A 23,057-nucleotide genomic window follows, 5' to 3' on the forward strand; every position below is an offset into this window, starting at 1 on the left:
TCTTCATTATCTATTGCATAACAGGGAATTAATTAATAGGAATTGAAACAGAGTCTATTCCCCTTGGTGTCGGGATTTAGACCTGTTGATTCACCTTTTGTCACTTTATTCCAACAAAATTGTCACTTTTTAGCAACTTTTTTCTTGAGTCGGTGGTATGATCAAAGTTGTTCTACAGACCGTTCAACTTTTGGACATCGCACCGAGTCTTTCGCTAAAAGATACCCATGCTGTGGGGATGTTTTCAGACAAAGGCGAGGTTTACAATCTGCAACTAACCAAGAAATCGGGTTTTTCTCCAAATTGACAACAATTAGCTTTTTTGAGGAGATCGAAACATGGCTAACACGAACAACAACATACAAGTATCCATTAATGCCCCCCGTGGCATCCGCCCTAACAAAATAGGCGAGGTGACAGTAACATACACCAATGTGGGTCAAACAGATGCCGTTGCTCCTTTAATTTCATTGTCAGCTACAGGAGCGCAATTACAGTCAGCTAGTGGCGCATTTGCGGAAAACGTACAGTTTTTAGGCATCAACAACCAAGGTGCTGCGGGTATTTTGCAGCCGGGAGCTAGTAGTAGTTTTAAAGTATCTTTTCAACCAACGGGAGAGGCTAATACTGATATTAACTTTAGTGCCGGGGTTGTAGCAGAAAATGCGCCGATTGATTGGAATAGCATCAAAAATGATGTTCGTCCTGATAGCGTCCCCGCCGATGCTTGGGATGCGATCTGGAATAATTTTACAGGTTCAGTTGGCAATACAGCAGGTCAATATCAGGCAGTTCTAGCTGATAACGCTACCCATCTCAGTCAGTTAGGCGACTATAGTAATGATGTTTCTCGGTTGCTGGTATTTGAACTAGAACAAGCTGGCAACTATGGAAGCATAGCTCAACGCTACAATCTGGGTTTCCTCGGTCGCGGTTCGGCGTTTCCTTTTGACATTACAGCAACAGAAAATAGTGATGGCACTGTAACAGTTAACTCCTCTGGTAGTTTACGATTATTTCGCAAGCAAGCCGATGGAACTTATTTGAACCAACCCGGAGATAAGGCAACTTTAACTAAGGTAGGAAATACATTTCAACTGCGGGGACAAGCGGGTGGTTTCGTTGCCTTTCGACCCGATGGCAAGTTGGATTTTATTGAAGATACTAACAGCAATCGCATCACGGCGACTTACACGGGAAACCAGTTAACTCGGATTGATTCTACTAACGGCGACAACCTCAGTTTGAGCTACAATGATCAAGGTCGAATTAGCCAAGTTGTTGACCAAGCGGGGAGAACCACAACCTACAGCTATGACCCCACTGGTGAACTACTTCTCAGTATCACAGATCCTCAAGGCACAACTAGCTATACCTATAACGCGGCTAAAGCTCTTACCTCTGTGACTTTTGCCGATGGTACGCAAACATTATATGACTATGATGCTCAAGGACGGGTTATCAAACAAAGTCTGAATGGTGGTGCTCAGGCGATTACTTTTGAGTATGATTCTGCGGGTGGAGTCACGGCGAGTGATGCAACAGGAGCTAAGACAAAATTACTTTTAAATGATCTGGGTCAAATTGGTCAGTTACAAGATGCTCTCGGTCGTAACTTACAGTTTAAATATGATGGCGATGGCAACCTAATTCAGCAGATTGCACCAGGGAATATTAGCTCTAATTTTACCTACGATCAGCAGGGTAATCTCCTTAATCAAGTTGACCCCCTTGGCAATTCAGTTGATTTTACTTACGATCCTACCTTTAACCAAGTGCAGAGCGTCAGCGACCAGCGCGGTAATGTGACTGGTTACAACTACGATGATAAAGGGAATCTGGTAAAAATCGAGTATGTTCCCAGCAGCGATGAGCAGTTAAATTACCCTATTGGTAATTTAAACGGTTTAGTCAGCAATCGTACTTTTGGACGGCTGGATAGTTTAAGCAACAGCACTGGCACGAATCCAACTGTTAGTTACTACGATAAAAATGGCAAGCTAATAACGAGCAAAGTTGCCTATACTAACGAGAGCATTAAAGAGCAGTTCAATTACGATCCGCAGGGAAATTTAGTTAAGTATGTCAACCGTCGCGGTCAGGGGATTGAATACACTTATGATGACCGAGAACGGCTGATCAAACAGACTAACCCTGATGGTTCCCAAATCAATTTTACTTACGACCAACGTGACAATCTGATTTCTACTACTGATGCAAAAGGTACGATTAGTCAAGAGTTTGACTCTGCTGACCGACTGACAAAAATTACTTACCCCAATGGTCGGTTTTTGCAGTACACCTACGATGCGGCAGGTCGTCGCACCCGCATGGTGGATCAAGATGGTTTTGCGGTTAACTATGGTTATGATTCACTCGGGAGATTGGCGGGACTGACTGATAGCAATGGTCAAAAAATTGCTGGTTATACCTATGACAATTTAGGTCGTTTGAGTCGGGAAGATAACGGCAATGGCACTTACACCACTTATGGTTATGATGCGGCTGAGCAACTGCTAAATATCGTCAACTACGCACCTAACGCTTCAGTTAATTCGCGTTTTGACTATACTTATGACCAGCTAGGTCAGCTTACCAGCATGACGACGTTGGATGGAATTTCTAAGTATGGGTACGATGCCAATGGTCAGCTAATTTCTGTTACTTTGCCGGATAATCGAACCATTCAATATCAATACGATGCTGCGGGAAACCGGATTGCTGTTACTGATAATGGAGTTGCTACGTCTTATGAAACGAACAGTTTGAATCAGTACACGGCGGTAGGGAAGGGAAACTACACTTATGATGCTGATGGGAATCTGATTTCTAAGACTGAGGGGGGTAAGACTTCGACTTACACTTATGATGTTGAGAATCGTCTAGTGGGTGTTGTTACGCCTGATGGGATTTGGAGTTATGACTATGATGCTTTTGGCAACCGCATTGCCAGCACTCACAACGGTCAACGGACTGAATATTTACTCGATCCAAGTAGTTTTGGCAATGTGGTGGGTGAGTACAGCAATGGTAATTTAATTGCTCGTTATACTCATGGATTCGGTCTGGAAAGTCGCGTTGATGCTACTAATACGACAGCTTATTATGATTTTGATGCGATCGGTTCAACGGCAGGACTGACAGGAGGAAATGGCAGCTATGTTAACCGTTATAGCTATTTGCCTTTTGGTGAAGATTTAAACAAAGTTGAGGCAGTTTCTAACCCCTTTGAGTTTGTTGGGCAGTTTGGGGTAATGGATGAAGAAAATGGTCTTGATTTTGCACGGGCAAGGTACTACAGAGCATCAGAAGGTCGGTTTATTAACCCCGATCCAATCGGAATAGTTGGAGGATTAAATCTCTATAATTATGTTGATAACGATCCTTTAAATAACATCGATCCTAGTGGTTTTGGACTAGTTAAATTGTACAAGCTATTTAAGCGTATAAACGGAAGTCTTGAATTCACTGGCAAAACATTAAAGAGAAAACAAGCTGTTCAACTAGGACAACGCTTAACAAAAAATGGAGGAGGGGGAGACTTTCATCTAGAAGGGCCAGGCAACACAAAAAAATTAACTCGTGACATTAGTGGTAGTCGGAAACCTGTCTCTCACCGAGAAAATGATCTTGGTCATCCTGCTCACGACCATCCAGTTTATACCGACAAAGGTAAAGAAGTTACAAAAAGAGTTAAAAAAGCAGGTCTTCACATTCAAAAAGCTGCAAGTGTGATAGGTCTGTTAACTTTTGCTAATGCTGCTCAAGCTGCTGATCCAGACAATATCGCACTCGAACTTGGAGCAGAATTTTTAGATTTCTTCAACCCGTTTTCAGATATAGAATCAGCATTAGATCTGACATCAGACATATTAGCATATCTAGAAAAAAGAGGGCTATTTGAAAAATTAAGTGATGCTTTCACCAAACGATTCCCACCCCCTCCACCCCACCCAGAAAACAGCGCCAGTACCTACAACGACCCCCGCATAGTAACTTTCGACAAACAATATCACGACTTCCAAGCCGCCGGAGAATTTACCTTAATCGAGTCAACAAGTGGCGACCTAAAAATCCAAGTTCGACAACAACCTGTTGACAACAACCCGCAGAGTAATGTTTCCGACAACACCGCCGTAAGTACAATTATCGGTGGAAAACGCATCGGAATTTACCTAGATCGAGGACTTGTCGTAGATGGAGTTCCCACCGAAATACCCGACCTTGATTCCCTCGCTGTCGGAGATGGTCGCATCTACCGCGAAGGCAAAACTTATACTGTTGTTTATCCCACAGGAGATCAACTCGTTGCTAAGGTGAAACCCACTCGCGTCAACATTGATGTTTTCCTCACCAAAGAAAGAGAAGGTAAAATTACCGGACTACTCGGCAACTTGAACAAAAACCCCAAAGATGACCTGATTAAGCGCGACGGAACTGTATTGACAGAACCCGTTGCTACCAGTCAACTTTACGGCGAATATGCTGATAGCTGGCGAGTCAATCAAGCAGAATCCTTATTCGACTACAAACCAGGGGAAAACACCAACACCTTTACCCTGCAAAATTACCCCCGCCAGAAAGTTAAAATCTCCGACTTAAACCCCGCCGATGTTGCCAAAGCTGAACAACTAATAGGCGATAGTATTACCAATCCCACGATTCGGGAAGCTACTATTATTGATTTAGTTCTCACCAATTTTGACCCTGAGATTCTTGAAGCTGCCATCAATGCTCCATCCCCAGAAAGTTCTGTAATTATTGGAGTTGACCTGGAAGCAAAAGCTGATTTTATCAGTACCTTTGCTAATACCCCCGTTAAAATTAATCCCCTCAGTAACGATATCGTCACCATCGGGATTCCCCTATCATTAACTGGGTATGATCAAACCAGCGCTAAAGGCGGCACGATTCAACTCGATAATAACGGTACTCCCGACGATAAAACCGATGATCAACTAACCTATACTCCCCCGACTAATTTTATCGGTGTGGATACTATTAATTATACCATTGCTGATGATCAAAAAACCGCAACAGGAACCATCACCGTTGCTGTTCCTGCCATAAACCTTAACGCTCTTAATGGTAACAATGGTTTTACTGTAACAGGTGCAGCAGGGAACTTTGCTGGCAGTTCTCTCAGTAATATTGGAGACTTCAACGGTGATACCATTGATGACTTTATTGTGGGAGGATTTGCAGCCGATCCTAATAATATTAATGCCACAGGGGAAAGTTATGTTGTCTTTGGAACAAATCAAGGATTTCCAGCTAACTTTGACCTGTCTACCCTGAATGGTACAAATGGGTTTATTATTGAAGGATTTGAAGCCGAAAGTTTTAGTGGCGGTGCAGTTAGTTCGGCGGGAGATATTAATGGAGATGGGCTAAAAGATCTAATCATTGGTGCTTTTGCCTCAGATTCCAATAGTCTCAATAATTCCGGTCGAACCTATGTTGTTTTAGGTTCAAATCAACCCTTCTCAACTCGATTTAATCTAGCTAATCTAAATGGTAATAACGGCTTTGTGATTAACAGTAATCAAGCTTTAGATTATTCTGGTCTTGCCGTCAGTAGTGCCGGAGATTTCAACAATGATGGGTTAGATGATTTAGCCGTTGCTGCCCCGGCTGGAATTAATACCTTTTTGGGTAAAGTTTATCTTGTCTACGGTCGTCTTAACGGTTTTCCTCCCGCCTTCAACCCAACCGATTTGCAATGGGACGACGGTATCGTAATTAATCATAATAACGGATTAGCAGGAACCACCGTTAGTAACGCAGGGGATATCAACGGAGATCAAATAGATGATTTAATTATCGGTGCAGAACAAGGCTCACTTGAAGGCAATCCTAAAGGGGGAGAAACCTACGTTTTGTTTGGCAAAGATGGAGGATATCAAAACGGATTTTCTCTATCAAACTTAGACGGAACTAATGGATTTACTATCAAAGGTGATGGCTATTCTGTCTCATCGGTTAGCGGTGCAGGAGATATTAATGCTGATGGTTTAGAAGATATTATTATCGGTGTTTCTCAATCTCCAGGTAACAATCAAACTAATGCTGGAAAAGCTTATGTTGTATTTGGAACTCAAGCCGGATTTACTCAACAACTAGACCTGTTTACCCTGAATGGAAATAACGGATTTGTGATTAATGGAGTAGAACCGGATGAATTATTAGGAGGTTCAGTTAAAGGCGCAGGAGATATCAATGGAGACAAGATTGATGATCTTATCATTGGTGCTTCAGGAGCCACTGCAAATGGAATTAAAAGTGCCGGAAAAACCTATGTGGTTTTTGGTAGTCAGAAAGGATTTCCTGCTAGTTTAAATAGTTCAGACTTGAACGGTGAAAAGGGCTTTTTCTTAAATGGAACTGCCGAAAATGAATTATCAGGCGTTGCTGTTAGCAGTGCCGGGGATATTAACAAAGATAGCGTTAACGATATCCTCATCGGCGCACCCGGCAGTTTATTTGATAATACCATAGGCAAGAGTTATGTTGTTTTTGGAAATTCCACCTTTGGTAATCAAGCCATAATCTGATAGAAACAGACAGGATCATAATCTTTCAAATCGTAGGGGCGGGTTCTGTAATAATATTCAATTCTTATCAATAACCTTGCTAAACCCGCCCTCTTAAAAGCGATCGCCCTTCCGATTTAGAAAGGCGATCGCTATTTTTGAAGGCGAGGATCGTTGAAGCGATCGCATTTTTACTATTAACCTGTATTCAAACAATAAAAGTGATCCCGCTAAAGTCTTAAAATTAGGATTGGAACTCCTAATACCTTGGCACTCGCCGCTAAACCTTCATCTGCTGTTATTAGAGAAATTTCATAAGAAAATGCGATCGCTAAATGCAAAGCATCCAAAGTTCGTAAAGGAATATCAAATCTACTGATCCAATCACGCGCTAATTTATAATGAACAGTTTCAACCGTTAAATAATGATAAAAACCATCGTCTAAATCCGATTGGAAATGGGCTGAAATTGTTCTTGCATCCCCCTGAGAAATCTCTCCCATTCGCACCCGTCGAGAGAGTGCCGAAAATAATTCAACTTCTACTAATTGACTCAATGCGGGTTCTGGTTCATTGCTTAATAAATCGTCTATTATTTCGCTGAGTGCTTCTGGCCAGTAAAAAGCAGCTAACACGCTCGTATCTAAATAAATCAATACCGTTCTCCTTCTCTGGCTTGAATAATTGTCACCCTCAACGATTCACCTGTCAAGAGTACAGAGTCTCGAAATCTTTTTCTTTGGAATACCCATTCTTGTCTTGTTTTTGGTGGAACAAGTCTAGCAACTTCTCTACTCCCATCAACTAAGATGATTTCTTCACCTTGAGCTACTCTTTCTAAGAGAGCTTTCAAGTTGTCTCCTAAGTTTTCAACACTAATTTTTAACATTATGCTCTCCAAAGCGTGATCTAAGCTATAAGTAGGGCCAGGTTCCGCAACAAGATTCAATTCTCACCCATAATATTCCTAAATGCGATCGCACAGCCCTATCAAGATATTTCATCAGATAAGGCAAGAACTCGATCATGGTGATTATTCTTAAACTAAGGCGGTTGCTATAGATAAACTATCAACCGCCAACCCACAACAGCCAAACGCCAAAACCCCGTTTACAGCAACCCAATGAAATGTAAGGGGCCTTGTCCGGTCATAATTTCTATTAATATGCCGATCATTCCTAACATGGCTAACCGACCATTCCAAACTTCGGCGGTGGTGGTGAGTCCCCATTCCCAACTTTCTTGAGGATACATCTTGGTTTTTTTGCCGGGGTGTGCGACATCGGAGAACTTAATATTAGGAGCATTTAAGGCTTCTATAACCATTTCTGCTAAATCATTAATAAACACCGGATGGGTATTTAATGCCGGAACTCGATTGAATTTTTCAATCCCAGCTTCTTCAGCCAGTTCTCGATATTCCATATCAATTTCTTCTAAAGTTTCGATATGTTCAGATACAAAACTAATCGGAACCACGACTAATTCTTTAACGCCTTCTTTGGCTAATTCAAGAATAACTTCATCCGTATAAGGTTTCAACCATTCCACGGGGCCAACTCGACTTTGATAGGCGAGAACATGGGGGTTAGGACGGTTTAAGGTCTGCATAATTGCCGCCGTACAGCCTTCAATTTCATCCCGATAGGGATCTCCAGCTTCTTCGACATAACTAACCGGAACACCGTGGGCACTAAAGAAAATTTGCACCTGTTCAGGATGATCACAATGTTCAATTTCCTGCTCAATTAATTCCGTCATTGCTTGTAAATAACCCGGACGATTATACCAAGAAGGAATTACTGTATAATCAATTTTTTGTAAACTGGGATCTTGTTCCCAAAGTTTTTCTAAAACTCGAAAACTAGAACCACTGGTACTAATTGAAAATTGCGGATATAAAGGTAAAATAACTAATTCTTCGATTTGATCCCGTTTGATTTTGGCCACCGCTTCTTCAGTAAATGGGTTCCAATAGCGCATCCCCACATACACCCGGATATCGTGACCTTTTTCCTGTAAAGACCCTTGTAAGGCAATGGCTTGTTCTTCCGTAATTCGCCGCAGGGGAGAACCGCCCCCGATCGCCTTATAATTTTCCTGGGACTTCTGATAGCGCAAAGTTGAAATCATCCAAGCCAGAGGTTTTTGCATCCAAGCAAAGGGCAAACGGATAATTTCTGGGTCTGAAAATAGATTGTACAAAAAGGGGCGAACATCTTGCAGTTGCTCTGGCCCGCCCAGATTTAGCAGTAAGACTCCGACTCGTCCCATAGCGGATACTTCCTATCCTAAGATTTGTTAACTATCTTAACAATATATTGTCCTTGTGGGTTAGTCGATCTTTTAATTTATAAAAATTGTTCTTAACATGGCAACTATTCTCAGAAGTTTAAGTTACCGCTATCAATGGCTCTATGATACCATTTCCCGACTGGCAGCCTTGAGCGTGGGCGGTGAACATCGGTTTCGGAAGTTACCCTTAACGGGGTTAACCCTGACACCGGAAACTAAAGTTCTGGACTTATGCTGTGGGAGTGGACAAGCAACGGCGGTTTTAGTGGAATATTCCCAGGATGTCACGGGCTTAGATGGGTCTCCGTTGTCCCTCAAACGCGCCCAGAGGAATGTTCCTCAAGCAAAATATGTTGAAGCCTTTGCGGAAAATATGCCCTTTGCCGATAACAGCTTTGACCTGGTGCACACCAGCGCCGCCCTGCACGAAATGAACCCCGAACAGTTGCAGCAAATTCTTAATGAGGTTTACCGCGTTCTGAAACCGGGAGGGATTTTTACCCTGGTTGATTTCCATTCCCCAACTAATCCGATATTTTGGCCGGGGGTAGCCATGTTTCTCTGGTTATTTGAAACGGAAACGGCTTGGCAATTGTTAGAAACAGATTTGGTTCAATTATTATCACAAATTGGCTTTAATGTCAATCTCCCTAAACTTTATGCTGGAGGAAGTTTACAAGTAATTCATGGGGTTAAACCTGTATAGAAATACAAGGAGAAATAGGGTTGATGTGGCAATTGCTATAAATAACAAAATTTATACCTGAAAAACCTGTTTAGATGTCAACTTTAATTCAGGAAAAAGTAAAGACTTAATTTCCTGTTCACCTGTAAATTCTGTAACTTCATAAAAACCAGAAACTAATAATAAAACCGAGATTTTTTCTGTTTTTGGGTCAATAATCCAATATTCAGGAATTTCTCTAACCGCATATTCAGAACGCTTATAACGGTAATCATCATCAGAATTACCCGGACTAACAATTTCTACTGCTAAAAGGGGAGGTGCTTCCAAAACGGCGGCGGACATTTTTCGGAGTTCTTGACATTGACTTTCTGATAAAATGACTAAATCAGGAATCCTTGATTTCTTTTTAGCTGTTCTTACTCCTACTGTACCAGGCATTACTTTCCACTGCTGTTTAATGTTGTCAATTTCTTGTTCTAAAATCTTAAAGATAAAATGTAAGATCAAAGCATGAAAACCACTGGCAGTAGGCATAAGTTTTAATTCTCCATTAACTAATTCATATTTGTTATCCGTGCCATCGTCATAAGCTAAATATTCTTCAAAGGAATAGGTTTTAGTTAATAATTGAACCATTTTGAATAGACTCCTATGGTTATTTTAAGGTGAATTTGGTAGTCAATAAGCAAAACAATCAAAAAATAGGTAAGTTTAAAATAAATTCTGGTAAGACATTTTCTCCTGATAAAGTTGTGGGTAGTTTGACGATTTCAAGAGCTTGATTAGGACGATATATTTCTACTTGTTGTTCTTGGGGATTAATTAACCAACCTAAGCGCAAACCACTGTTAAGATATTCCTGCATTTTTGCTTGGAGTTGGGTTAGGGAGTCAGTGCGAGAACGCAATTCCATCACAAAATCAGGACATATTGGGGGAAATTTTTCTTGTTCTTCTGCTGTTAGTAATTCCCAACGTTCCTTAGCCACCCAAGCCACATCAGGAGAGCGATCGCCACCATTAGGTAAGCGAAATATAGTAGAAGAACTAAAAACTTTCCCTAGTTGAGTTTGACGATTCCAAAACCAAAGTTCGCCGTTTAAATCTGATTCTCGATTACCACTGACTCCACCAACAGGGGGCATAATTACTAATTCTCCTTTGACAGTTCGTTCGAGTTGCCAATTTTCATTATCTTGGCAAAGTTGATAAAATTGCTCGTTGCTGAAGGTGACATTTTTAAAACTTAAAATGATGGGTTCTGAAGTAATCATTTTTCCCTCCTAATACTGAGGATATACAATAGTAGTTTTCAAGGCGGTGTTAAGTCAAGTTTTTGCAATAATTTTTAACAAAATATTACCTATAATTTATGACCAATAAATTAACTTAATCTCATCTTTGTTAAAATATCCTCTAGCAAGCCCTTAAATTGATATTATCCTAAACTGGATTAATATTCCAAACATTTTGACAATAGGCTTGGACAATTCCATCAGAGGAAAAACGACCTAAACGGGCGACAGTTAAAATAGACATTCTCGTCCAGGTTTCCCAATCTCGATAGGTTTGGCTGATTTTATCTTGACAATCCATATAGGATTTATAGTCAGCAAAAACCATATATTCATCGTGATATAATAGGGCATCAATTAAGGTTTTAAACAGATTCGGATCGCCTTGGGAAAAATAACCCGACGCTATTTGATCAATACTTTCTCGTAGGCTTTCATTTTCATGATAATAACTCCAAGGATTATAACCTTTAGCTTTTAAAACTTCAATTTCAGCTAAACTTAATCCAAAATTAAAGAAATTTTCTGCTCCCACTGCATGGCGTAATTCTTCACTAGCTCCATCTACAATTCCTAATGTTAAGGCTCCATTAAAAGCAGGTTTCAAAATTGCAATTCCCCCGGCTTTTTTCCCAGCCATTGCTAAATGTTCGGAGACATCGGCGGCGGGATAGATATATTGACTTAAAGTTTGATTAACATTCGGAATAAATACAACTTTTAAGCGATCGCCAACCACCGGATCGGAATTAATCACTTCACCCACCGCATGAATTAATTTAATCATTAATTTCCCCATCACATAACCGGGGGCGGTTTTCCCTGCAAAAATAAAGGTTTGGGGAACATAATCTTGATCGGGATTTTTCCGAATTCGATTGTAGAGGGTAATAATTTTTAAAATATTCAAATGTTGACGTTTATATTCTTGAATTCGTTCAATTTGAATATCAAAAATAGAATCAGGATTTACCGTAATCCCACAATTTTGTTGAATATAACTAGCCAGGTTTCGTTTATTTTCCTGTTTAATATTTCGCCAAGCTAAACGAAATTCTACCTGATCTAATTCTGATTCTAAACGATGCAAATCCGCAAAATTTTTAATCCAGCTATTGCCAATTTTATAGGTAATTAATTCGGCCAAAGGGGGATTGGCTAAAACCAACCAACGCCGAGGGGTAATACCACTACTAATTGCTCTAAATTTTTCCGGTGTTAATTCATAAAAATCAGGAATAATTGATTGTTTTAAACCTTCGGTTTGCCAGAGAGAAATTCCATTAATCGCATAACTTCCAATACAAGCTAAATGAGTCATTCTAACATATCTTTCTCCGGTTTCATCAATCAAAGAAAGTCGAGATAATTTATTAAAATCCCCCGGATATTGACTGCGAACTCCAATTAACAATCGATTATTAATTTCATAGATAATTTCTAGGTGACGGGGTAATAAACTTCCTAATAATCCCACAGACCATTTTTCCTGAACTTCCGGTAATAAAGTTGGGTTAAGATAGGTAAAGGTTTGTCTAGTAATAGACCAGGATTTTTCCCATTCTAAGCTATATTCATCAACAAATAATCGCATTAATTCTGCGATCGCGATCGCACTAGCCGTATCATGGAGTTGAATAGAATAGTGTTGATGAAATGTCTCTAAATTTTCTCCAGTTGCCAGATGATTCCGAATCATATCTTGGAGAGAACAGGAGACAAAAAAGAATTGTTGTTCTAAACGCAGTTGTTTTTGTTGAATTTTTTCATCATGGGGATATAATACTTTTGTGAGTAATTCAACGAATGGTTTTCCCTGAACAATTCCATAATAATCCCCAATATTAAAATCCTGAGAATTATAGGAAACAATCGGTTCTGCTTTCCATAATATTAAGGTATTAACAGTATGACTTTGATAACCGGAAATCGGTGTATGATATGGAACTCCTTTGATGCAACGCTGGGGAATCCAACGCACCCGATAGCGTTCTTTTTGGTCATAATAGGCTTCCGTATAACCCCCTAGCTGCACATTTACCGTAGCCTCGGGACGGGCAATTTCCCAGGGATTTCCATACCGCAACCATTTATCAATCTTTTCGACTTGCCAACCGTGATAAATTTCTTGATCAAAACTACCAAATTCATAACGAATTCCATAGGCAATAGCGGGCAGATTCAAGGTAGACAGAGAATCTAATTCATCAATAGGTAATTGGGCAACATTTCCATAGCCTAAACTGGGTTCTATTTCTTGATCAATTAAGTCTTGTAAGTTTAAGTTAAAGGCTTCTAGGGATTGTTTTAAAGGTTCCCATAAATTAAAATTGATCAGATGATTAGCTAAATGAGATCCTAAAGCATATTCAGTAGAAAAATAGCAAATTTGTTTAACTTTATTTTGGGAATAATTTTGAGTTGTTTTCACCCAGGAGGGCATTAAAAACTGTCGAATAGTATAGGCTAATGCTTGATATAATTCTTGGGGGGTTGCGGTGGTGGGTAATTGACCTTGAAGATAGAGCAAGTTAGTTGTAAACTCTCGTTGTAAATCCTCTAAAGCGGGTGCTGTTTCAGAATAATCAGCCATTAGAGAGTTGAAAATAGAATCGGGAATTAATGGACTCATATTAGTATAATTATTACCCGTGAGGGGAGAGATTGTTTAACTTGAATAAACATACAGTAGAGAGAGACGCGCCGTGGCACGCCTCTACAGTTTTTCCTCAAGTTTTGGGTATTTAAACCGGGGCTAAATTGAAGGATACCCCCAACCCGGCGGCCATTTCTTCGGCGGTAATTTGACCATCATTATCTTGATCGAGGGCATCAAATACGGCGTCTGTTCCTGACCATTCTTCCCGGGTAATATAGCCATCGCCATCTAAATCATAGGCGCGGAAAATATCTTCAGCCGCGTGACTAATTACTTCTTCTCCTTCTAAACGAGCTAGACGTTCAGCTAAGAATTTTTCTAGGGCTTCTAAGGCCTTGGAAAACCCTTTAATTCCTTCTTCTAATTTTTCCGAAGCCATCGGATCTTCGGCGTGCATTCGGTTAAAGGTATCTTGATCAATGGAGATTTTTTCTAGGTCTAAACTGGCGGCGGTTTCGGGATTGAGTTTGCGGGGAAGGTCGCCAATTGTTGATTGTAATTCTTCTAAGAGGGCGGGAGAAATTGTTAATAAATCACATCCGGCTAACTCGGTAATTTCCCCAATATTACGGAAACTTGCCCCCATCACTTCTGTTTGATAGCCAAATTTTTTATAATAGTTATAAATTTGGGTGACGGATAAAACGCCGGGGTCTTCTGCGGGGTGGTAGGAATCTCGTCCAGTGTCTTTTTTGTACCAATCTAAAATCCGGCCGACAAAGGGAGAAATTAAGGTCGCTCCAGCTTCTGCACAGGCGATCGCTTGATGAATGCCAAATAATAGGGTTAAATTACAATGAATCCCATCTTTTTCTAGGACTTCGGCTGCTTTAATCCCTTCCCAAGTTGAGGCAATTTTAATTAAAATGCGATCGCGGGAAATCCCAGCCGCTTCGTATTGCTCAATAATATAACGACCTTTAGCAATGGTGGTTTCCGTATCATAAGATAACCGAGCATCGACTTCCGTGGAGACGCGCCCGGGAATAATGGCTAATATTTTTAATCCAAAAGCAACGGCTAACCTTTCAAAAGCTAAATTTGCCACTTCAGCAGGCGTTGCACTCCCTCCCAAATCCTGACGAGCTTTTTTGAGGGTATCATCCACAATACTTTCATATTGGGGCATTTGGGCAGCGGCAGTAATTAAGGATGGGTTGGTGGTTGCATCTCTGGGGGTATACATCTCAATGGCTTGGATATCTCCGGTATCCGCCACGACAACGGTGATTTCCCGTAGTTGTTCGAGTAGAGTTTGTCCCATTGTTTTCCGTCCTCTATTTAGGTCGCTAATCACAACAGAGTATAGCAAATTTAATTAATCAACAGTCTAAATATTTACTAATTACTGATGACTGAAAAATGGGTGCGTCACCCAGCGGCCACACACCCATCAAAATTTTTTGATAATTCTACCTATTAACCCTGGAATTTAATCCGATCAAATGGGATTAAAAAATTGAATTAAACGGACACGCCTCGGGTACTCAGAACTTCTTGTAGTTGAGCTTCTTCATCTTTAGTTAAAGAAGTTCTTAACACTGTTCCACCATAGGGGGCGATTTCTTCTAAGACTTTATCGGGGGTGACTTTCCGCACTAATACAAAGAGGGCAGAGGTTTTCGGTTGTAAGGTTTCCCCTAGGGATTTCATGAATTTATCATCCACCCCAATATCACTTAAAGCACCACTGGCGGCTCCAGCAGCGGCTCCCACGGCTGCACCCAACAGGGGGCTAAGGAATAATGTCCCAATTAATAAACCCCAAAATCCGCCACTGACTGCACCCGCAGTGGTTAAATCAACGGCTTGCTTGAGTTTGATTTTTCCTTCGGCATTTTTGACGATCACCGCCGCGTCTTCTAATTCGATTAAATGTTCTTTTTGTAATTTAATCAAAGTCAGACGGACTTCTTCGGCTTTGTATTCGTCATCGTAGGCGATCGCAATTAAGTCACTCATTGTAAATGAATCATAAAATTTTACCTTAGAATTCTATCACAAAATTAGATTCGGTGTCTCATTCAGAAATTCTTCAATAACTTCGTTAATATCAAAACCATCGATTTTTTTACCTTAACCAGAAGCATTTTCTGCGCCTAAAGGGGCAAGAAAATGTCCAAGTACCATTAGTTCAATATAACTCTCATTAAATGAGAACTAACTAATTCAGTTCATTAGCTAATTTTTCCTTGATTTTTTGCATCTGTTTATTGTCAAAATTACTATCAACAACCAGACACTTAAAACTGTCATTCAATTTGGTTGGAATATTTTGTTTTGCATAATTATTTTCAATTCGTTTGATTGTGTCTTCAATAACCTCCTTTGATGCTTGGCTTAGAGTCTGTTTTATCTCATCTATTTTTAAATCTTTTAATATTTCAATCAGTTTGACCATAAAGGGTTCAACAAATTTTTCTAATACACCATGTCCATAGCAAAATTCTAAAATTTCTTCTTCATCTATCAAATATTGTTCGGTTAACCGTTTTTTTATTGCAGGAATATCATTCTCAACGGTTGAGTTATACCAAATTTCACCCATTTGACTTTTAATAGTTTGTAATTTACTATCCACTCTATCTCTAATACTTTGATATAAAATACTCTCATCTCCAATATAATCAAATTGAGTACCTTCAAAACTCAAGATTTTTTCAAATTCTGTATTATTTATCAGATGATCAAATTCATTGCATTTAATTTCTTTGAAGTATAACCACAAGTAAAATATAAGAGAAATGTTGCGAGAAATATTTTCAAATAAACTCTTAAAATCATAGCTTTTTATTCTTAAATCCTTGCATATTTCATTTAATGATATATGATTACACTGGAAATTTTCTTTGCTATGAACAAAAGTATGGTAAATATACTCAGCAATATACCAAGCATTATTTTCGTACAAATATTCACAATCACTATCAACACAAATAATAAATTTTTTATCAACAAAATTTTTAAACTTTTTCAAAATATCTTTTCCTCGTGTCCCTTTTGGCGTGGGATTCGGGAAATCAATTTTATCTTTTAAATTCGGTTTGACATTTTCAATAATACACTCCCAAAATCTTTCATCATAAATATCTTCAACCAATACAGAAAGATCACACCCTATGTGAAAGGCATCCGCTTTCATTCTTTCAGCAATATCTTTATAATTCTGATCTTTAATCATGTTACCTTTTAAAATTTAATTTATTTAAGTAAATATCATTGGTTTTTACTCCATAATAGTTTCGCACTTCTTCAAGTGATTTAATTTCATTCGTATTTTTTGCTTTCCCAAGCAAGGTGCTGAAAGTTATAATATCAGGATACAATTGCAGTTTTTCGTTGGCACTTACATTTTGAATAAGTTCAAGACCTTCTTTAACTGTACTAACTTTTTTAATTAAAGTGTTAAGTGTTATATCATTAGGCTTCACATGAGATAATTGAGTATAAGTTTCTGCTTCCATTAAATCAAAAATATATTTTGCATCTGCATAACTATTGAGTTTTGAGATCAGAGTAGTAAATGTTATTACATCTGGGTAAATCTGATTTTCTTGAAGAAAACTCAACAATTTAACACATTCATCTTTTGTAAAAGAAGTATATGTATTGATTTGGCGATTAAATTGATAAAGTTTAGCTAAGGGACTTCCTGAAAAACTTGTAAAATCACTTTTTACTTTTTGTACACGCCCTTCTAATTGTGTAGTTTTTTCTGTAATTGTAGGACTTTCTATTGCTGAATCCAAAGTTGATTTAATTTCTTCAATTCTTGTGATTTTTTCAATCCAGCCTTGATAATAAATAGTTGGTGAATGGCTCGCTATAATAATTTGACAATTTGGATTGATTTGTCTTATGTGTTCAATCAAACTCCTTTGCCAATCAATATGCAATGATATTTCTGGCTCGTCCATTAATAAAATATATTTTTTTCTGTCTTGAAGTAATGTTTTTAATAAGATAATCAGTATCTGTTTCTCGCCAGATGACAGATTTTCCGGTAAAATTGGTGTTTGAATACCTGGTTTTAGAAAGTGAAATTCCTTCTCATCAAAAATTTTTTCGGTATCGCTGAATAGTTTAGTTAGGATATCAATAAATATTTTCTTTGGCTCATAAATATCTTTAATTCTATCTAATTTATTTCGTCTTGTTTCATCATCATTTTCTTTAAATGCTTCTTCAACTTGATTTGATAAATCTCTTTGGTAAGTAACAAATTCTTGTTTTAACTTATCAATTTGGTGATCAAGTAATGTGATATTTGGATTTAAACTTTTTTCAACTACATCAAAAGTGCTAACCCATGTTGTATTCAATTTGTATTCACTACCTTCCCTCAGCCCTGTTATACTTCTATTTTCACTATCAATTTTGATAACAACATCATTTTCTAACTCAATGATCATCTCATCTATAGGATCAAATAACCTAAAATTTAATTTACTGTCTTCAATTGGCAATACGGCTTCGTTAAGCATTTTTAGTATTGTTGATTTCCCTGAACCATTTTTGCCAATCAAAACATTTACGTCTTTATTAAGTATCCATGAAAAATCTTTTCCCCACAAATTTTTAATTTCAATTTTTCGTATATACATAATCTTTTTGTGTTTATGAGAGTATTTAAAATTTTGCTAAAAAATTGTTGTCACAACTTAGATTGTATAAAATGTCCTTATATTCCGTATATTAAACAATACATTACAGCAGATTACCATACAAAGTCAAGCGAACGGACAATCTAGGTTTTAGCAGAACTTAATATTCAATCCCCCTAACCCTCGCTTAAAAAGTGGGATTTAGGGGGATCTAATCTAGGATGTAATCAGGAGTTCTAGGGTTAAATTAACCCTCAGAAACTTAAAACGGCCATTTCCAGTCAACTATTTCATCTTTGTCAATGCCATGTTCATGGGCATAATTGACATTTTCGATGATCGCATTTTTCATCCGTTCCCGGACATAGGCCGCCGCCGAACCCAATTTAGGCACTCGGTCAATTACATCTATAACCAGGTTAAAACGGTCAACTTGGTTATTAATTGCCAACTCTAAAGGAGTATTAATATTCCCCTTCTCTTTATAGCCTCTGACGTGCATATTCGCGTGATTTTTCCGACGATAGGCTAACTTGTGAATTAACCAAGGATAGCCATGGAAATTAAAGATAATTGGTTTATCTGTCGTAAACAAACTATCAAAATCTCGGTCGGATAAACCGTGGGGATGTTCCGTATCGGGTTGTAACTTAAATAAATCCACCACGTTGACAAATCGAACTTTTAGATCTGGAATTTCTTCGCGTAAAATTGCCGTAGCTGCGAGAGATTCCATCGTCGCCACATCACCACAACCCGCCATAATTACATCAGGAATATCAGGATCTTTTCCACAGTCATCACTGCTGGCCCATTCCCAAATTCCAATCCCTTTTGTACAATGTTTAATGGCTTCATCCATTGTCAAAAATTGCAGATGTTTCTGTTTATCTGCCACAATCACATTGATATAATTGGTACTCTTTAAACAATGGTCGGCAACGGATAATAAACAGTTAGCATCGGGTGGTAAATAAATCCGGGTGACACTGGCACTTTTATTTGTTACCACATCTAAAAAGCCCGGGTCTTGATGACTAAACCCGTTATGATCTTGACGCCAAACCGTTGAAGATAGGAGAATATTCAAAGAAGAAATTGGCGATCGCCAAGACACTTCATTTCGGCAAATATCCAACCATTTCGCGTGTTGGTTGAACATCGAATCAATCACGTGAGCAAAGGCTTCATAAGTATGGAAAAATCCATGACGTCCGGTGAGTAAATAGCCTTCTAACCATCCTTCTAAGGTATGCTCACTCAGGATTTCCATCACCCGGCCATCGGTTGCCAGTTCACTCCCATCTAAATCCTCTGGTAAAAAGTCCCCCATCCAGGTTTTTTTACTGACCTCATATATCGCATTTAAGCGATTAGAAGCCGTTTCATCGGGGCCAAATACGCGGAAATTTTGCAGATTATTTCGCATCACATCCCGGAGGAATTTTCCTAGGGGGTTGGTATTTTCCACCTCGGACTTACCGGGGTATTCCACAGGCACACCATAGTCCCGAAAGTCCGACAATCGCAGGTCTTTACGCAGCACACCCCCGTTTGCATGGGGGCTGGCACTCATTCGTTTTGTACCTTTGGGGGCCAAATCCTTCAGTTCAGGAATTAAACGGCCATTGGCATCAAACAGTTCTTCGGGCTTATAACTCCGCATCCAATCTTCTAATAACTTGAGATGGGTGGGGTTGGTGGTGACATCAGCCATCGGCACTTGGTGCGACCGCCAAAAACCTTCAACTTTATGGCCATTGACCTCCGTTGGGCCAGTCCAGCCTTTGGGACTCCGCAATACAATCATCGGCCACAGGGGACGTTTAGCAATTCCCGTTGACCGGGCTTCAGCTTGAATGGCTTTAATTTCAGAAATGGCTGTTTCCAGGATATCTGCCATTTTTTGGTGCATCAATGCGGGGTCACACCCTTCGACAAAATAGGGTTTATAGCCATAACCTTTAAATAAGGCTTCCAATTCTTCATGGCTAATCCGCGATAAAATAGTGGGGTTAGCGATTTTGTAGCCATTCAAATGCAGAACAGGCAATACGGCCCCATCCCGAATCGGGTTCAGAAATTTGTTAGAATGCCAAGCAGTTGCTAAAGCTCCGGTTTCAGCTTCTCCGTCTCCCACTACACAAACGGAGATTAAGCCGGGGTTATCAAATACAGAACCGTAGGCGTGGGATAAACTATATCCTAACTCGCCCCCTTCATGGATGGAACCGGGGGTTTCTGGGGTACAGTGGCTCCCAATACCACCAGGAAACGAGAACTGTTTAAAGAATTTTTGCATCCCCTCGGCGTCTTCGCTGATATTGGGGTAAATTTCTGAATAGGTTCCTTCTAAGTAAACCGGGCCTAATACCCCGGGTGCACCGTGACCTGGGCCAGCTAGATAAATCATATCCAGGTCGTATTTTTTAATCAGTCGGTTGAGGTGAATGTAGATAAAGCTCAACCCGGGACTGGAACCCCAATGTCCTAACAGCCGATGTTTGACATCTGAGGGCTTTAGGGATTCTTTTAACAAAGGATTTTCTCGTAAATAAATCATGCCAACGGCTAGATAATTACAAGCTCGCCAGTAGGCATCAATCTTACGCAGTTCATCCTCACTCAGAGGGTTACTCGTCTCCATGGGTCTATCTGGTGCAGATACCATAAGTCCTGACTGTTATAAAGGTTTTTAGTTTTTCAAGAATTGAGATCATTAAGATATCGTTAAACTGCTGTTTGCTGTTTGAACGATACCCTCATGTCAAAATTGCTTTAAATGATAGCACGGCTTTTTGAATTTAGAGATATTATATTTTTATTCTTCCTATTTTTTTAATATTTGCTCCCAGATCGAAAATATTAATAGAAGATTAAGATTAAATTATAAAAAGTTAAGGACTTTTTGAGAATCTGATATGTTAAGCTAACTGAAAATTAAACTACCCCCCTTTTTTATGCAAAAGAGATCCCTCGCTTAATAAGCGGGGAACTTGAACTCAAAGTCCCCCTTAAAAAGGGGGATTTAGGGGGTTAGGATGAATTCTATTGTTTTATCAAAATTATGACTGTTAAATTGTATTTTCTACGACATGGAGAAACCACCTATAGTCAACAAGGGGGTTATTGTGGAAATTTAGATCCCGAATTAACCGAAAATGGCTTAAAAATGGCCGAGCAATTTGCCCAATCTTATCAGAATTTACCTTGGACGGCTGTATTTATTAGTCCGATGAAACGAACTATTGCAACAGCTAACCCGTTGTGTGATGTAGTGGGTTTAGAAATGCAATTTCGAGAAGGTTTAAAAGAAATTGCCTATGGAGAATGGGAAGGAAAACTTCCCCAAACCGTTAATGAAAATTACCATGATGATTATGTTAGATGGTTAACTGATCCGGGTTGGAATGCACCGACGGGAGGGGAAAAAGGAATTGATATTGTTCGCCGTTCTTCCCAGGTGATTCAAGAAATTGAAGAACGTTATCCATCGGGTAATATTCTAATTGTATCCCATAAAGCCACGATTAGAATTATGTTATGTGAATTATTAGGAATTGATATTGGTAGATTTCGCGATCGCATTGCTATGCCGACGGGGGCTGTTAGTATAGTAGAATTATCTTCTCGCGGGCCGTTATTACATACTTTAGCGGATCGTTGTCATTTAGATGAAACTTTACGGTCTTCTATTGGGACTTAGAACACAAATTTAATTTCTCTGTTAATTCTACTTAACTTATCCTATGAAAATCTTAGTATTAAATGCGGGTTCAAGTTCTCAAAAAAGTTGTCTGTATGAAATTAAAGAACCAGCATTACCAGACTATCCCTTACATCCGATTTGGGAAGCCAATATTGATTGGACAGCTTCAAAAGAATTAGGTTTGATGACCGTAAAAACTCCAGGGGTAAAACAAGAATATCCCTTAGATTTAAAGTCTAAACAAGATGCGATCGCTCAATTATTTAATACCCTAATTTCAGGGGAAACCAAAGTATTAAATGATTTGTCAGAAATTACAATAGTTGGTCATCGAGTTGTCCATGGGGGTTCAGACTATTCAGAAGCAACATTAATTGATCAAAAGGTAAAGTCAATAATTCGAGATTTAATTCCCCTCGCTCCCAGTCATAACCCCGCCCATTTAGAAGGAATTGAAGCCGTAGAAACCCTATTAGGAAATGTTCCCCAAATCGCGGTTTTTGATACGGCATTCCATCGAACTATACCCGATTATGCCACGGTTTATCCCATTCCCTATCAATATTTTCAAGATGGAATCAAACGCTATGGATTTCATGGAACTAGCCATAAATATTGCGCTCAAAAAACTGCGAAAATTCTAGGAAAACCCTTAGAATTATTAAAATTAATTACCTGTCATTTAGGGAATGGCTGTTCCTTAGTCGCTATTAAAGATGGAATTAGTATTAATACAACCATGGGATTTACCCCACTAGAAGGATTAATGATGGGAACCAGAAGCGGTTCTATTGATCCATCAATTGTATTATATTTAATCAGTCAATATAAATATGATATTCAGCAAATTAATCAAATTTTAAATAAAGAATCTGGGTTAAAAGGTATTGTTGGGGAGTCGGGCGATCTGCGATATGTGTTAACAGAAATGAACGCCGGAAATGCTCAAGCTAAACTGGCTTTTGAGATGTATATTCATCGCTTAAAAATGGGAATTGGCCAAATGTTAGCTAATTTAGGCGGTTTAGATGCCTTAGTTTTTACCGCCGGAGTCGGAGAACACGCCGAAAAAGTTCGAGAAGTTGCTTGTCAAGGATGGGAGTTTTTAGGCTTAAAATTAGACTTAGAAAAAAATGCCTCTCAGCCTGTTGATCAAGAAGTTTCAACAGCAGATTCAAAGGTTAAAATATTAGTAGTTCATACGGAAGAAGATTGGGCGATCGCCACTGAATGTTGGCATATTTTTAATTCTTATGCACAACAATAAGGGGTTAG

The 23,057-nt window shown here is 39.1% G+C and carries 15 protein-coding genes; 4 read left to right on the forward strand and 11 right to left on the reverse strand.

Annotated features, from left to right (window positions below; genetic code table 11):
- Nucleotides 1-338 precede the first annotated feature (338 nt).
- Nucleotides 339-6,554, forward strand: a complete 6,216-nt coding sequence (locus NMG86_RS18865) for an RHS repeat-associated core domain-containing protein (protein WP_043939631.1) — start codon at nt 339-341, stop codon at nt 6,552-6,554.
- A 209-nt stretch (nt 6,555-6,763) separates the two neighbouring features.
- Here the strand turns inward: NMG86_RS18865 and NMG86_RS18870 are convergent, their stop codons facing one another.
- The 3 genes from NMG86_RS18870 to hemH form a co-directional block, all read right to left on the reverse strand.
- The gene (locus NMG86_RS18870; RefSeq protein ID WP_026785636.1) at nt 6,764-7,189 is read right to left on the reverse strand and encodes a type II toxin-antitoxin system VapC family toxin; all 426 of its coding nucleotides are present in this window, start codon (nt 7,187-7,189) and stop codon (nt 6,764-6,766) included.
- Nucleotides 7,186-7,422: a type II toxin-antitoxin system Phd/YefM family antitoxin gene (locus NMG86_RS18875; protein WP_026785635.1), complete on the reverse strand. Its 237-nt coding sequence runs from the start codon at nt 7,420-7,422 to the stop codon at nt 7,186-7,188. The genes NMG86_RS18870 and NMG86_RS18875 overlap by 4 nt, the downstream gene beginning before the upstream one ends.
- A gap of 221 nt (nt 7,423-7,643) precedes the next feature.
- Complete coding sequence (hemH, locus tag NMG86_RS18880; protein ID WP_026785634.1) at nt 7,644-8,807, reverse strand: ferrochelatase; 1,164 nt, start codon at nt 8,805-8,807, stop codon at nt 7,644-7,646.
- Between the two features lie 97 nt (nt 8,808-8,904).
- On the opposite strand from hemH, the gene NMG86_RS18885 reads away from it, so the two are divergent.
- Entirely contained in the window at nt 8,905-9,534 is a 630-nt protein-coding gene (locus tag NMG86_RS18885; protein WP_026785633.1) for a class I SAM-dependent methyltransferase, read from the forward strand.
- A gap of 51 nt (nt 9,535-9,585) precedes the next feature.
- Here NMG86_RS18885 and NMG86_RS18890 read toward each other — a convergent pair whose 3' ends face one another.
- The 8 genes from NMG86_RS18890 to NMG86_RS18925 all read right to left on the reverse strand — a co-directional run bounded on the left by NMG86_RS18890 (nt 9,586) and on the right by NMG86_RS18925 (nt 20,744).
- Nucleotides 9,586-10,152, reverse strand: coding sequence for a Uma2 family endonuclease (locus NMG86_RS18890; RefSeq protein ID WP_026785632.1), 567 nt, complete (start codon nt 10,150-10,152; stop codon nt 9,586-9,588).
- 58 nt (nt 10,153-10,210) lie between these two features.
- Entirely contained in the window at nt 10,211-10,789 is a 579-nt protein-coding gene (locus NMG86_RS18895; protein WP_026785631.1) for a Uma2 family endonuclease, read from the reverse strand.
- Nucleotides 10,790-10,958: 169 nt separating this feature from the next.
- Nucleotides 10,959-13,442, reverse strand: a complete 2,484-nt coding sequence (gene glgP / locus NMG86_RS18900; RefSeq protein WP_043939090.1) for a glycogen/starch/alpha-glucan family phosphorylase — start codon at nt 13,440-13,442, stop codon at nt 10,959-10,961.
- Nucleotides 13,443-13,554: 112 nt separating this feature from the next.
- A complete protein-coding gene (locus NMG86_RS18905; protein ID WP_026785630.1) occupies nt 13,555-14,733 on the reverse strand; it encodes a transaldolase in 1,179 nt (392 codons plus the stop codon).
- A gap of 200 nt (nt 14,734-14,933) precedes the next feature.
- Nucleotides 14,934-15,431, reverse strand: a complete 498-nt coding sequence (locus tag NMG86_RS18910; RefSeq protein WP_026796258.1) for a DUF1269 domain-containing protein — start codon at nt 15,429-15,431, stop codon at nt 14,934-14,936.
- Nucleotides 15,432-15,633: 202 nt separating this feature from the next.
- Complete coding sequence (locus NMG86_RS18915) at nt 15,634-16,650, reverse strand: DUF4435 domain-containing protein (protein ID WP_026785628.1); 1,017 nt, start codon at nt 16,648-16,650, stop codon at nt 15,634-15,636.
- A gap of 1 nt (nt 16,651) precedes the next feature.
- Entirely contained in the window at nt 16,652-18,073 is a 1,422-nt protein-coding gene (locus tag NMG86_RS18920; protein WP_026785627.1) for an AAA family ATPase, read from the reverse strand.
- A 262-nt stretch (nt 18,074-18,335) separates the two neighbouring features.
- Nucleotides 18,336-20,744: a phosphoketolase family protein gene (locus NMG86_RS18925; protein WP_026796259.1), complete on the reverse strand. Its 2,409-nt coding sequence runs from the start codon at nt 20,742-20,744 to the stop codon at nt 18,336-18,338.
- Between the two features lie 396 nt (nt 20,745-21,140).
- Between NMG86_RS18925 and NMG86_RS18930 the strand changes: the two genes are divergently transcribed.
- Together NMG86_RS18930 and NMG86_RS18935 are read left to right on the forward strand one after the other, a co-directional pair.
- Nucleotides 21,141-21,779, forward strand: coding sequence for a histidine phosphatase family protein (locus tag NMG86_RS18930; RefSeq protein WP_026785625.1), 639 nt, complete (start codon nt 21,141-21,143; stop codon nt 21,777-21,779).
- Nucleotides 21,780-21,822: 43 nt separating this feature from the next.
- Complete coding sequence (locus NMG86_RS18935) at nt 21,823-23,049, forward strand: acetate kinase (RefSeq protein ID WP_026796260.1); 1,227 nt, start codon at nt 21,823-21,825, stop codon at nt 23,047-23,049.
- Nucleotides 23,050-23,057: the final 8 nt, after the last annotated feature.

Origin of the sequence: Planktothrix rubescens CCAP 1459/22 (assembly GCA_904830895.1) — a bacterium.
GTDB lineage: Bacteria > Cyanobacteriota > Cyanobacteriia > Cyanobacteriales > Microcoleaceae > Planktothrix > Planktothrix agardhii.

Excerpts from the sequence above, each read along its gene's own strand:
- NMG86_RS18885 (WP_026785633.1), top strand. The coding sequence starts at position 8,905 with ATGGCAACTATTCTCAGAAGTTTAAGTTACCGCTATCAATGGCTCTAT.
- NMG86_RS18930 (WP_026785625.1), top strand. The coding sequence starts at position 21,141 with ATGACTGTTAAATTGTATTTTCTACGACATGGAGAAACCACCTATAGT.
- hemH (WP_026785634.1), bottom strand. The coding sequence starts at position 8,807 with ATGGGACGAGTCGGAGTCTTACTGCTAAATCTGGGCGGGCCAGAGCAA.
- NMG86_RS18905 (WP_026785630.1), bottom strand. The coding sequence starts at position 14,733 with ATGGGACAAACTCTACTCGAACAACTACGGGAAATCACCGTTGTCGTG.
- NMG86_RS18865 (WP_043939631.1), top strand. The coding sequence starts at position 339 with ATGGCTAACACGAACAACAACATACAAGTATCCATTAATGCCCCCCGT.
- NMG86_RS18895 (WP_026785631.1), bottom strand. The coding sequence starts at position 10,789 with ATGATTACTTCAGAACCCATCATTTTAAGTTTTAAAAATGTCACCTTC.
- NMG86_RS18935 (WP_026796260.1), top strand. The coding sequence starts at position 21,823 with ATGAAAATCTTAGTATTAAATGCGGGTTCAAGTTCTCAAAAAAGTTGT.
- NMG86_RS18915 (WP_026785628.1), bottom strand. The coding sequence starts at position 16,650 with ATGATTAAAGATCAGAATTATAAAGATATTGCTGAAAGAATGAAAGCG.
- NMG86_RS18890 (WP_026785632.1), bottom strand. The coding sequence starts at position 10,152 with ATGGTTCAATTATTAACTAAAACCTATTCCTTTGAAGAATATTTAGCT.
- NMG86_RS18910 (WP_026796258.1), bottom strand. The coding sequence starts at position 15,431 with ATGAGTGACTTAATTGCGATCGCCTACGATGACGAATACAAAGCCGAA.
- NMG86_RS18875 (WP_026785635.1), bottom strand. The coding sequence starts at position 7,422 with ATGTTAAAAATTAGTGTTGAAAACTTAGGAGACAACTTGAAAGCTCTC.
- glgP (WP_043939090.1), bottom strand. The coding sequence starts at position 13,442 with ATGAGTCCATTAATTCCCGATTCTATTTTCAACTCTCTAATGGCTGAT.
- NMG86_RS18920 (WP_026785627.1), bottom strand. The coding sequence starts at position 18,073 with ATGTATATACGAAAAATTGAAATTAAAAATTTGTGGGGAAAAGATTTT.
- NMG86_RS18925 (WP_026796259.1), bottom strand. The coding sequence starts at position 20,744 with ATGGTATCTGCACCAGATAGACCCATGGAGACGAGTAACCCTCTGAGT.